This is a genomic window from Sphaerisporangium sp. NPDC004334 (assembly GCF_053602655.1).
This window is the reverse complement of the sequence record NZ_JBSGDZ010000010.1, coordinates 128,795-140,379: the sequence shown is the minus strand read 5'-3', so window position 1 is coordinate 140,379 and position 11,585 is coordinate 128,795. Positions and strand designations below refer to the sequence as shown.

Genomic DNA, 11,585 nt, shown 5'->3' with positions numbered 1-11,585 from the left:
CGTCCTTGAACGACTCGTCCTTGAGCGGCCCGTCCTTGAACGACTCGTCCTTGAACGACTCGTCCTTGAGCGGCCCGTCCTTGAACGACTCGTCCTTGAACGACTCGTCCTTGAGCGGCCCGTCCTTGAACGACTCGTCCTTGAGCGGCCCGTCCTTGAACCACCCGTCCTTGAACGGCCCGTCCTTCACCGACCCCTCCTCCGCCGGCCCGGCCGGAGTCCGGACGGCCCCGCCCTCCGCCACGCCCACCGAAAGGTCCTCCGGAAGGAAGGGGCGGCTTCCGCTGGTGGTGGCGGGCGTCGTCGCGGGCGCGCTCGTCCTGGGCGGCGCCGGATACCTGATCGCCCAGCCGCCGGCCGGCGCCCCAGGCCCGCGGGTCTCCGCGGACGGCACCGCGGGCACGCAGGGGCGCCCCGGCGAGCAGGCCGGACGCTCCTCCGGCCCGGCCGCGTCCGGCGGGGCGAGCCCGGCGGCGACGGCGCCGCCCGCCGCCACCAGGACGATCGAGCTGCCGGGCAGCACGGTGACGATCTACGAGAGCGACGGCGACCCGGTCAGGCTGACCTTCTACAGCCTGGACAACGGCACGCGCGCCTACATCCGGGACGACGGCGCGAACTCCTTCACCAAGACGAGCAAGTACTTCGAGTACGTGGTGAGCGGCGACGGCCGGCGGGCGCTCGGCGTCGACACCCTCTACACCAAGGACGGCCACTCCGCCGTCTCCCTGGTCGACCGGGCCGGCGCCGGGCGCACGATGATAAGGATCGCCAAGGCGCCGGTGTACCCGTCCTACCCGCAGTGGTCGCCCGACGGCACCAAGGTGCTGGTCACGGTGAACGAGGCGGTCGGCGGCACCAGCCGCGGCCACGGCTACGCGATCATCGACGTGGCGCGCAGGAAGGCCAGGATCGTCCACGTGAAGGAGAAGGACGTCGGACGCTGGAGCTACTTCTGGCGGGGCGACGGCAGGGCCGTCGGCACCTGGGCGCTGAAGGGCGGCACCCGGCGCATCCGGTTCTACGACCTCGACGGCACCGTGCTGCAGACGCTGCTGCGGGTCGGGAGCCCGCTCACCGTCGAGGGCGACGACATGTCGCCGTCGGGGGACCTCTTTCTCACCTCCTGCGCCGCCCGCGGCCAGATCTGCGTGTGGACGGCGGACGGCGAGGAGCGCGCGCGCTTCGCCTTCCCGACCGACCGGGTCATCGGCTGGTACGACGACGCCCACATCGCGGCCTGGCGCAAGAAGGGCAGAGGGTACGAGGCCGTGGTCGTGGACCTGAAGGGCAGGGCCGGCCGCGTCCTGGCGACGGCCGGGGCGGCGGAGTACCCAAAACTGTCCCTGCGCTACACCAGGGCCGCCTGAGGTTGGTCAAGATCCGGCCGCGCCTGGGAAGGGCGCGCCGGAGCCGGGGCCGGCCGGTGGTGCCATGTGCACATGACCACGTTCAGCGCGGCCCTGGCGGCCGCCGCCTTCGTCTTCGCCGGCGCGCAGGCGGCCCCCGCCCTCGCGGTCTCCGCCGCCCCCGCGCCGGCCCATGCCCACCTCCGCGACGCCGCGAGGTCGCCGTCGCATCGTGGGCGCGCGGGCGATCCGGCCGAGCTCTCCGTCAGCGGACGCGGCGTCGTCCAGGCGACGCCGGACGTGATGCGCCTCACCGCCGGCGTGGAGGTGCGCCGTGATCGGGCGGGGGAGGCGTTCGCCGCCGCCAAGGCCGCCGCGCTCAAGCTGAACCAGGCGCTGCTGGGCGCCGGCGTGGCCGAGCGGGACCTGCGCACCAACGACCTGTCTCTCGCCGCCGACTACGACAAGTACCCCAAGGTCGTCGGATACCGGGCCGCTCAGGGCGTCGAGGCGCTGGTGCGCGACCTGTCCCGGGCGGACGCGGTGGTGCAGGCGGTCGCGGGGGTGGGGGAGGAGGCGCGCCTGAACGGCATCTCCTTCGAGGTGTCCAAGGCGGCGGCGCTGGTGAAGGCCGCGCGCGCCGCCGCGGTCCGCGACGCGCACGACAAGGCGCGGCACTACGCCGAGCTGACCGGGCGCGGGCTGGGCCGGGTGCTGAAGCTGGAGGAAGAGGGCGACACCTCGCCCTCCCGCTTCGCGATGCTGACCGAGAAGTCCGGCGTCAACCCCGGGCAGGGCACGGTCACCCTCACGGTGCGGGTCGTCTACGAGCTCACCTGAGCCCGGCCGCACCTCCCGGCCCAGGACCGGCCCATAATCTGCCGCTTCCTCCGGGCGTGCTCTCCTCGGATCCGTCCTTCGGGCACCTCGACCGGCGGCCGTCCCTGACCCGTCACGGGAGGGCGAGCATGCGGTCCAGGGCGACCTTGGCCCAGTGGGTGGTGTCGGGGTCCACGGTGATCTGGTTGACGACCTGGCCCTCGACCAGCGACTCCAGCGCCCACACCAGGTGGGGCAGGTCGATGCGGTTCATCGTCGAGCAGTAGCAGACCGTCCGGTCCAGGAAGGTCACGGTCTTGTCGGGGTGCTGGGCCGCCAGCCGCTTGACCAGGTTCAGCTCGGTGCCGACCGCCCACGCCGACCCGGCCGGCGCCTGGTCGAGCATCTTGATGATGTACTCGGTGGAGCCGACGTGGTCGGCCTTGGTGACCACCTCGTGCCGGCACTCGGGGTGGACCAGCACGTTGACGCCGGGGATGCGCTCGCGGACCTCGTCCACGCAGCTTTCGGTGAACCGGCCGTGCACCGAGCAGTGCCCGCGCCACAGGATCATCTTGGCGTCCCTGAGCTGCTGGTCGGTCAGTCCGCCGTTCGGGCGGTGCGGGTTGTAGACCACGCACTCCGAAAGGGGGATGCCCATCTCCAGCACGGCCGTGTTGCGGCCGAGGTGCTGGTCGGGCAGGAAGAGCACCTTGCGCTCGCCGGCGCCCTTGCCTTCCGGCCCCTCGGGGCCGTCGTCGAACGCCCAGGTCAGCGCCCGGCGGGCGTTGGAGGAGGTGCACACCGCGCCGCCGTTGCGCCCGCAGAACGCCTTGATGTCGGCCGAGGAGTTCATGTAGGTGATCGGCACGGTCACCTCGGCGATGCCGAGGTCGGACAGGACCTCCCACGCCTCCTCGACCTGGTCGAAGGTCGCCATGTCGGCCATGGAGCACCCGGCGGCCAGGTCGGGCAGCACCACGCGCTGGGAGTCGCCGGTCAGGATGTCGGCCGACTCGGCCATGAAGTGGACGCCGCAGAAGACGATGTACTCCGCGGACGGGCGGGCCGCCGCCTCGCGGGCGAGCTTGAAGGAGTCGCCGGTCACATCCGCGAACTGGATGACCTCGTCGCGCTGGTAGTGGTGCCCGAGCACGAAGAGCCGCTCGCCGAGCGCCGCCTTCGCCTTGACCGCGCGCGCGACCAACTCGGGGTCGGAGGCCGCCGGCAGGTCGCCGGGGCAGTCGACGCCGCGCTCGCTGTGCGGGTCGGTGCCCTGACCGAGGACGAAGAGCGGAAGGCCGGTTTCGGTGGTCGTCACGGCTTACACCTCTTAAGGGGCTTATCGTCTAGTTGACGACTAATGATGGCACACGGCCGGAGATGCTCGGCGCAGGGGGGTGGAGCGGACCGCCCCCCTGGGACAGGAATGTGTAGCGGTGCCCCGCTGTTGGTAGCGTCTGAGTGAGACCTCAGAACCAGGCCTCCGTCCCCGAGGGGCGTGTGGCAGACGGGGAGTCAACAGATGACGGTTGAGAGCAGCGAGACCACGCAGCAGGGCCTGATCCTGACCGACGCGGCGGCGGCCAAGGTGCGCAGCCTGCTCGAGCAGCAGGGCGAAGAGGGCCTTCAGTTGCGCGTGGCGGTGCAGCCCGGGGGTTGTTCCGGCCTGCGTTACCAGCTCTTCTTCGATGACCGCTCGATGGACGGGGACGTCGTCTCCGACTTCGGCGGGGTCAGCGTCGTCACCGACCGCATGAGCGCCCCCTACCTCATGGGTGCCACGGTGGACTTCGTCGACACCATCGAGAAGCAGGGCTTCACGATCGACAACCCGAACGCCACGGGCTCCTGCGCCTGCGGCGACTCGTTCAACTAGGCAGGCCGCCTCCACCCCGTCCGGCGGTTCCCGCCAGGCGGGGTTTCGGCCTGCCCGCCCTTCTTGGGTGTCACCTGGCCGTCAGTGTTCGGTAGCCCGGACGCCGCCGTCCCGCGCGCGCCGGGGCGGGCCCGCGTCGCGGCGTGGACCCGTAGGGGTGCACCGGGGCCGCCGGGCCGCGCCGCAGGTCACACGGGGCGCCGCCCGGACCTCGCGCCGCCGGCGCCGCCGGCTCCCTGTCCGGCCCCCGCGCGGAGAAGATCATCCACGGCGGTTCTCGGTTCGGGCTCGAGTTCCTTGCCGTATTCTTGGCGGGCTCATCGAGGCTGACAACGAGGAGAGCGACCCCGTGCGCATCGCCGTCACCGGATCCATCGCGACCGATCATCTGATGACCTTCCCGGGAAGCTTCGGGGACCAGCTCATCGCCGAGCAGCTCGACCGCGTGTCGCTGTCCTTCCTGGTCGACGACCTGCAGATCCGGCGCGGGGGCACCGCGGCCAACATCTGCTTCGGCATGGGCTGCCTGGGCCTTTCGCCGGTCCTGGTGGGCGCCGTCGGCGACGACTTCACCGACTACCGCTCGTGGCTGGAGCGCCACGGCGTCGACTGCGGCTCGGTGCACGTCTCCGACCTGCACCACACGGCCCGCTTCCTGTGCACGACCGACGAGCACCACAACCAGATCGCCTCCTTCTACACCGGGGCGATGGCCGAGGCGCGGTACATCGAGCTGCACCCGGTCGCCGAGCGCGTCGGCGGCCTCGACCTGGTGATGATCAGCCCGAACGACCCCGAGGCGATGCTGCGCCACACCGGCGAGTGCCGCCAGCGCGGCATCCCGTTCGGCGCCGACATCTCCCAGCAGCTCGCCCGCATGGACGGCGAGGAGATCCGGGCTCTGGTCGACGGCGCGGCCTACCTTTTCACCAACGACTACGAAAAGGCCCTCGTCGAGCAGAAGACCGGCTGGTCGGACGAAGAGGTGCTGTCCAGGGTCGGGGTGCGGGTGACCACCCTCGGCCCGAAGGGCGCCCGCATCGACCGCGAGGGCGAGCCGAGCGTGCACGTCCCGCCGACCCCCGAGCTGCGCAAGGTCGACCCCACCGGCGTCGGCGACGCCTTCCGCTCGGGCTTCCTGTCCGGCCTGTCCTGGGGCCTGTCGCTCGAGCGCTGCGGCCAGATCGGCAACCTCACCGCCACCTACGTCCTCGAGCACGTCGGCGGGCAGGAGTACCAGCTCGGCAAGCAGGCGTTCGTGGACCGCTTCACCGCCGCCTACGGCGCCGACGCCGCCGCCGAGGTCGAGCCGCGGCTGTCGTGCCACTACGTCTGACCTCCCGCGTCTGACCCGCCGCGCCGTCTGACCTCCCCACGGCGTCCGGCCCTCCGCGCCTTCCGGCCTTCGCGATCCGCCCGCGTTCTCCGCGGGCCGGCCGCGGTGGCCGGGGGCGGTCAGTAGTTGCGGCGCACGTGGATGGCCCATCCGCCCTGCGGCAGCTCGTAGGTGCCCACGTGATGGTGCGACTTCAGCCGGCACCACGCGGGGACGTCGGTGAAGGCCGCCGGGTCGTCGGCGAGCACGGACACCGTCGCATTGAGCGGCACCGAGTTGATCTGCTCGGCCAGCATGATGATCGGGATGGGGCACTTGCGCCCCAGGGCGTCGATCGTGAGCGCGGCCGGGGGCTGGGGCGCCCCGGCGGACGCCTGCTGCTGCGAGCCTGCCATCAGTGATCCACCTTCGCCGTCGCGGCCCCGGCGCGTCCCGCCGGGAAGCCGGCCCGCCTTCGAGACCAGGTCCCGCGGCGCGCCGCGCATCTCTACGACCTCACTCCCACGCTCTCGCGCACGCGCCGGACGATGTCCGGCAGGACGGCGAGGAACCGGTCGACGTCCGCGGCGGAGGCGCCTCTGGGCAGCGACACCCGGACGTTGCCGTGCGTGAGCACCCCCATCGCCTCCAACACGTGGGATGGTCGTAGCGTACTCGCCGTGCACGAGCTGCCGGACGATACCGAGAAGCCCGCTCTGTCGAGTTCGGTGAGGATCGCCTCGCCAGGGACGTAAAGACACGAGAAGGTCACGATATGCGGCGCCCGCAGCGCCGGATCCCCGACCACCTCGACGTCCGGCACCACGCGCGGCACGGTCTCGCGTACCCGGTCCACCAGGGCCGACAGCCGCGCGTTCTCCCGCCCGGACTCGGCGACGGCGGCGCGCAGCGCGGCCACCGCGGCCACGGCCGCCGGGACGTTCTCGAAGCCCGGCACCCTGCCGCGCTCGCGCTCGTCCTCCGGCAGCGGCGAACGCCACCGGGTGCCCTTGCGCACGGCCAGCAGCCCGACCCCGGCCGGCCCGCCCCACTTGTGGGCGCTGGCCGCGAGCACCGACCAGCCCTCGGGGACGGGGACCCGCCCGAGCGTCTGGGCGGCGTCCACCAGCAGCGGGACCCCCGCCGCCTGGCACGCCTCGGCGGCCTCCGCGACCGGCTGCAGGGTGCCGACCTCGTGGTTGGCGGTCTGCAGGCAGGCCAGAGCGGTGCCCTCCGCCGCGACGGCCGCGCCGAACTCCGCCGGATCCACCCGGCCGGTCCGGCCCACCCCGACCAGCTCCACCGAGCCGCCGTCGCGCTCGTTGGCCGCCGCGGCGGCCAGGACGCTGGAGTGCTCGACGGCGCTCGCCACCACGCGGCGCCCGGCGCGGCGGCGGCCGGGCAGCGTCCCGAGCACCCCGAGATGGACGGCCTGCGTCCCGGAGGAGGTGAAGGAGACCTCGTCGGCACGCGCGCCGATCACCTCGGCGGCCTCGGCGCGGGCGCGTTCGAGCAGCAGCCGGGCCTGCCGCGCCGCGCCGTACAGCCGCGCGGGGTCGGCGCCGGCGGCGTCCAGGGCCGCGATCAGCGCCTCGCGCGCGGCGGGGTGCAGGGGTTCGGCCGAGGCCGCGTCGAAGTACGCCACGCGTTCATGCTCGCACCCGCGGCCGGGGTCGCCGCGACGGGGTGAGCGCGCCCGGGACCGCCGTTCGCGGGGGCTGAGAAGGGGGGCGGGCCCTGTGCGCGCTAATGTGTCCCCCAGCGTGACGTGAGACAACTAAGAGCGCGAACAACGTGAATCTGGAAACGACCGCCCAGGAGGGGGACTCTTGGGCTTTATCTGTGGGGTAGGCGATCCGTGAGTCCGACCCGCCGTACTAGACGGCGTCCGTTGGCCCGAAGGGTGCCGGGCGCCGCCGCCCTGGCGGCGCTGCTGGTTTCCCTGACGGCGTGTGGGGGCCCTGGCACGTGGGATCGTGCCGGCATGCCCCAAGGCGTCACCAAAGAGGCCGGCATCATCCAGAGTCTGTGGAACGGTGCCTGGATCGCCTCCCTCGCGGTCGGTGTCGTCGTCTGGGGTTTGATCCTTTGGGCCTGCGCGTTCCACCGCAAGCGCAAGAACAGTGGGGACGCGCTGCCGCCGCAGGTGCGCTACAACCTGCCGATCGAGATCCTCTACACCACGGTGCCGATCATCATGGTCGCGGTGTTCTTCTACTTCACCGCCCGTGACGAGAGCACCATCACCGCGGTGTCGAAGAACCCCGACGTCAAGGTGCACGTCGAGGGCTTCCAGTGGAGCTGGCGCTTCACCAGCGAGAGCGGCGGCAAGACCGTCAGCGTCGTCGGCACCCCGGCCAAGCGCCCCGAGCTGGTGCTCCCGATGAACAAGTCGGTGCAGTTCGAGCTCACCTCGCCGGACGTCGCCCACTCGTTCTGGGTGCCCGCGTTCCTGTTCAAGCGCGACGTGCTCCCGGGCGTGAAGAACGTCTTCGAGATCCACACCCTCGACAAGCCCGGCACCTTCGCGGGCCGATGCGCCGAGCTGTGCGGCGTCGACCACAGCCGCATGCTCTTCACCGTGAAACTCGTGCCGCAGGCCGAGTACGACCAGTACGTCAACAGCCAGGCGGGGAGTGCCCAGTGACCGCCATCAACGAGCCGATCGGCGGTGCGATCCCGCCGCGGAGCGCCCGCAAGGGGACCGTCATCGCGCGGTGGCTCTCTTCGACCGACCACAAGGTGATCGGGCACCTCTACCTGATCTCCTCGTTCGTGTTCTTCCTCATCGGCGGCGTCATGGCCTTGATCATGCGCGCCGAGCTGGCCCAGCCGGGCCTTGAGTTCGTCAGCAACGAGCAGTTCAACCAGCTGTTCACCATGCACGGCACGATCATGCTGCTGATGTTCGCGACCCCGCTGTTCGCGGGCTTCGCCAACGAGCTGATGCCGCTGCAGATCGGCGCGCCCGACGTGGCGTTCCCGCGCCTGAACATGGTGAGTTACTGGCTCTACCTGTTCGGCAGCACGATCGCCGTCTCGGGCTTCTTCACCCCCGACGGCGCCGCCTCCTTCGGCTGGACGGCCTACACGCCCCTGTCGGACGCCGTCTCCTCCCCGGGGCTCGGCGGCGACCTGTGGATCATGGGCCTGTCGATGTCCGGCATCGGCACCATCCTGGGCGCGGTCAACTTCATCACCACGATCATCTGCATGCGCGCCCCCGGCATGACGATGTTCCGCATGCCGATCTTCACCTGGAACATCCTGCTCACCAGCATCCTGGTGCTGCTGGCGTTCCCGGTGCTGGCCGCCGCGCTGCTCGGCCTGGAGGCCGACCGCCACCTCGGGGCGCACATCTTCGACTCGGCGACCGGCGGCGCCATGCTGTGGCAGCACCTGTTCTGGTTCTTCGGCCACCCCGAGGTCTACATCATCGCGCTGCCGTTCTTCGGCATCATCACCGAGGTCCTGCCGGTCTTCAGCCGCAAGCCGATCTTCGGTTACATGAGCCTCATCGGCGCGACGATCGCCATCGCCGGCCTGTCGGCCGCGGTGTGGGCGCACCACATGTTCGTCACCGGCCAGGTGCTCCTGCCGTTCTTCTCGTTCATGACCTTCCTCATCGCGGTGCCGACCGGCGTGAAGTTCTTCAACTGGATCGGCACGATGTGGCGGGGTCACATCACCTTCGCCTCGCCGATGCTGTTCGCGGTGGGCTTCCTGGTGACGTTCCTGTTCGGCGGCCTGACCGGCATCATCCTGGCCTCGCCGCCGCTGGACTTCCAGGTCAGCGACTCCTACTTCGTCGTGGCCCACTTCCACTACGTCGTCTTCGGCACCGTGGTGTTCGCGATGTTCTCCGGCTTCTACTTCTGGTGGCCGAAGTTCACCGGCAGGATGCTCAACGACACCCTCGGCAAGTGGCACTTCTGGACGCTGTTCATCGGCTTCCACACCACCTTCCTGGTGCAGCACTGGCTCGGCGCCGAGGGCTTCCCCCGCCGCTACGCCGACTACTCGGCGGCCGACGGGTTCACCGACCTGAACGTGGTCTCCTCGGTGGGCGCGTTCATCCTCGGCGCCTCGACGCTGCCGTTCCTCTACAACGTGTGGCGGACCTGGCGGCACGGTGAGAAGGTCACCGTCGACGACCCGTGGGGCTTCGGCAACTCCCTTGAGTGGGCGACCTCCTGCCCGCCGCCGCGGCACAACTTCACCCGGCTGCCCCGCATCCGGTCCGAGCGTCCCGCGTTCGACCTGAAGAACCCGCACCGGCTCGCTCCGGAGAAGGAACTGGAGGAGGTTCGATGAAGGTTCAGGGCTGGCTGTTCCTCCTCTGCGGCATCTTCTTCGCCGCCGTGGACCTGGTCTACTGGTTCTGGTCCAAGGAGCCCACCGGCACCACCGCGCTCGCCATCTCGGTGGGCCTGGCGCTCATGATCGGCTACTACCTGCTCTACACGGCGCGCCGCATCGGCGACCAGCCCGAGGACAGGAAGGACGCCGAGATCAGCGACGGCGCCGGCGAGCTGGGCTTCTTCAGCCCCTCCAGCTGGTGGCCGCTGTTCCTGTGCCTCGCGGTCGCCCTGATGACCGTGGGCTTCGTCATCGGCTGGTGGATGTTCATCATCGGCGTCTTCGCGGTGATCATGGCGACCATCGGCTTCGTCTTCCAGTACTACCGGGGTCACTTCACGCACTGACCGGACGGCCCCGGACGGCGGCGCGCCCGCCGTCCAGGTCCCGTCCACCCCACTTCCGCCGCGCGGGCGGCCGAGCTCTCCGTCAAGGGAGCGTCGGTCGCCCGCGCGGCTTTTTTGCTGGTCGTTGCGGCCTTTCTCCTTCTGCACGGGTACACGACACGCTGTAACCGGGTAATAACTCACAAGGAGTGATCCATCGGAGCGGGGGAGACGTAACGTGAGACACGTCGAGATCCGGGTGGTCGCCATGGGAACGGGGGCGCTGGCCCTGCTGCTGGCAGGTGGTTGCGCGGGCTCCGGAACCGAGAAAGGACAAGGTACCTCTGGCTCACGGCAGGACGTGGCTGTGAGCGTCTCTCCGGGCAACGGGGCGGCCCTGGTGGCTCCTGAACTGCCCGTCATGGTCGGGGCCGTCAATGGCGCTCTCAGGAGCGTCACGGTGCGCGGCAAGGCCGGCAACACCCTGGTCGCGGGCGTGCTGAGCGCCGACCACACCCAGTGGCGCAGCAAGCGCGGCACGGCCCCCGGCGAGACCTATCAGGTCACCGTCGTCGCCGTCGGCCCCACGGGGGCCACCAAGCAGGTGACCAGCGAGTTCTCCACGCAGAAGGCCACTCAGACCTTCGCGGTCGACAAGATCCTGCCCAACAAGGACATCACCGGCCTCACCGTGGGCGTCGGAATGCCGATCATGCTGACCTTCACCCACGGCATCACCGACCGGGTGTCGGTCGAGCGCAACCTGATGGTCCAGAGCTCCAAGCCGGTGGAGGGCGCCTGGCACTGGTTCGACGACAAGTCGGTGAGCTTCCGGCCCAAGAAGTGGTGGCCGGCCAACACCAAGGTGAAGCTCGTCGCGCAGCTCGCCGGGGTCCGCGGCGCGCCTGGCATGTACGGCGCCCAGGACTACGTCCGCGAGTTCGAGGTGGGCCGCGCCCAGATCAGCCACGCCGACACCGTCAGCCACCAGATGACGGTGAAGCGCGACGGCGAGGTCATCAGGACCATCCCGCTCAGCGCGGGGGACGGCGGAAGCTGGAACCACTACACGACCAACGGCGTCCACCTGGCCATGTCGCGCGAGGATGTCACGACCATGACCTCCCCGGACGCCGGCCCCGGCAGCGCCGGCTACTACAGCCTGACCGTCTACGACACCGTGCGCATCTCCGACACCGGCGAGTACGTCCACGGCGCCCCGTGGTCGGTGGGCTCGCAGGGCAACTCCAACGTCAGCCACGGCTGCATCAACGTCAGCCCGTCCAATGCCAAGTGGTTCAAGGAGGTCACCCTCATCGGCGACCCGATCATCGTGAGCGGCACGCCGCGTCAGCTCGACCCGGGGAACGGATGGGGACACTGGCAGGAGAGCTGGCCCCAGTGGCTGCGGTGGAGCGGGCTGCGTTCGGGCTTCACCACCGAGGCCCTGTCGGCCGTCCCGGTCAGCGACCACCTGACCCAGCAGACCGACACCTCCAAGCGGCGCGTCACCTCCTGACGGCGCACGAAGCGCGCAC

The 11,585-nt window shown here is 70.6% G+C and carries 12 protein-coding genes; 8 read left to right on the top strand and 4 right to left on the bottom strand.

Going from position 1 to position 11,585, the window contains the following annotated elements; all coding sequences use genetic code 11:
* A partial coding sequence (locus tag ACWEN6_RS14890; RefSeq protein WP_452570694.1) for a hypothetical protein occupies positions 1-190 on the bottom strand: 190 nt, incomplete at its 3' end.
* Between ACWEN6_RS14890 and ACWEN6_RS14885 the strand changes: the two genes are divergently transcribed.
* Positions 171-1,370 (top strand): TolB family protein, encoded by a 1,200-nt coding sequence (locus tag ACWEN6_RS14885; protein WP_452570693.1) that lies wholly within the window; start codon positions 171-173, stop codon positions 1,368-1,370. The two genes, ACWEN6_RS14890 and ACWEN6_RS14885, sit on opposite strands and share 20 nt — an antisense overlap.
* Before the next feature lie 72 nt (positions 1,371-1,442).
* A complete protein-coding gene (locus ACWEN6_RS14880; RefSeq protein WP_452570692.1) occupies positions 1,443-2,189 on the top strand; it encodes an SIMPL domain-containing protein in 747 nt (248 codons plus the stop codon).
* 112 nt (positions 2,190-2,301) lie between these two features.
* On the opposite strand, the gene nadA is transcribed toward ACWEN6_RS14880, so the two are convergent.
* Positions 2,302-3,489 carry a quinolinate synthase NadA gene (gene nadA / locus ACWEN6_RS14875; RefSeq protein ID WP_452570691.1) on the bottom strand — a complete coding sequence of 396 codons (1,188 nt, stop codon included), beginning with the start codon at positions 3,487-3,489 and terminating at the stop codon, positions 2,302-2,304.
* 204 nt (positions 3,490-3,693) lie between these two features.
* On the opposite strand from nadA, the gene erpA reads away from it, so the two are divergent.
* Together erpA and ACWEN6_RS14865 are read left to right on the top strand one after the other, a co-directional pair.
* Positions 3,694-4,047, top strand: coding sequence for an iron-sulfur cluster insertion protein ErpA (erpA, locus tag ACWEN6_RS14870; RefSeq protein ID WP_452570690.1), 354 nt, complete (start codon positions 3,694-3,696; stop codon positions 4,045-4,047).
* A gap of 349 nt (positions 4,048-4,396) precedes the next feature.
* Positions 4,397-5,383 (top strand): carbohydrate kinase family protein, encoded by a 987-nt coding sequence (locus ACWEN6_RS14865; protein ID WP_452570689.1) that lies wholly within the window; start codon positions 4,397-4,399, stop codon positions 5,381-5,383.
* Between the two features lie 119 nt (positions 5,384-5,502).
* Here ACWEN6_RS14865 and ACWEN6_RS14860 read toward each other — a convergent pair whose 3' ends face one another.
* Both ACWEN6_RS14860 and ACWEN6_RS14855 read right to left on the bottom strand, forming a co-directional pair.
* Positions 5,503-5,778: a sulfurtransferase TusA family protein gene (locus tag ACWEN6_RS14860; protein WP_452570688.1), complete on the bottom strand. Its 276-nt coding sequence runs from the start codon at positions 5,776-5,778 to the stop codon at positions 5,503-5,505.
* A gap of 92 nt (positions 5,779-5,870) precedes the next feature.
* A complete protein-coding gene (locus ACWEN6_RS14855) occupies positions 5,871-7,007 on the bottom strand; it encodes a cysteine desulfurase family protein (RefSeq protein ID WP_452570687.1) in 1,137 nt (378 codons plus the stop codon).
* Positions 7,008-7,220: 213 nt separating this feature from the next.
* On the opposite strand from ACWEN6_RS14855, the gene ctaC reads away from it, so the two are divergent.
* From ctaC to ACWEN6_RS14835, 4 genes are all read left to right on the top strand, one after another.
* On the top strand, positions 7,221-8,009 hold the full coding sequence (gene ctaC, locus ACWEN6_RS14850; protein WP_452570686.1) for an aa3-type cytochrome oxidase subunit II: 789 nt from the start codon (positions 7,221-7,223) through the stop codon (positions 8,007-8,009).
* On the top strand, positions 8,006-9,676 hold the full coding sequence (gene ctaD / locus ACWEN6_RS14845) for an aa3-type cytochrome oxidase subunit I (RefSeq protein ID WP_452570685.1): 1,671 nt from the start codon (positions 8,006-8,008) through the stop codon (positions 9,674-9,676). The genes ctaC and ctaD overlap by 4 nt, the downstream gene beginning before the upstream one ends.
* Positions 9,673-10,068, top strand: coding sequence for a cytochrome c oxidase subunit 4 (locus tag ACWEN6_RS14840; protein WP_452570684.1), 396 nt, complete (start codon positions 9,673-9,675; stop codon positions 10,066-10,068). Before ctaD ends, ACWEN6_RS14840 begins: the two co-directional genes overlap by 4 nt.
* 346 nt (positions 10,069-10,414) lie before the next feature.
* Complete coding sequence (locus ACWEN6_RS14835) at positions 10,415-11,566, top strand: Ig-like domain-containing protein (RefSeq protein WP_452570683.1); 1,152 nt, start codon at positions 10,415-10,417, stop codon at positions 11,564-11,566.
* Positions 11,567-11,585: the final 19 nt, after the last annotated feature.

Bases quoted from the DNA above. Each gene is read 5' to 3' on its own strand.
- ACWEN6_RS14840 (WP_452570684.1), top strand. From the start codon at position 9,673: ATGAAGGTTCAGGGCTGGCTGTTCCTCCTCTGCGGCATCTTCTTCGCC.
- erpA (WP_452570690.1), top strand. From the start codon at position 3,694: ATGACGGTTGAGAGCAGCGAGACCACGCAGCAGGGCCTGATCCTGACC.
- ACWEN6_RS14880 (WP_452570692.1), top strand. From the start codon at position 1,443: ATGACCACGTTCAGCGCGGCCCTGGCGGCCGCCGCCTTCGTCTTCGCC.
- ACWEN6_RS14860 (WP_452570688.1), bottom strand. From the start codon at position 5,778: ATGGCAGGCTCGCAGCAGCAGGCGTCCGCCGGGGCGCCCCAGCCCCCG.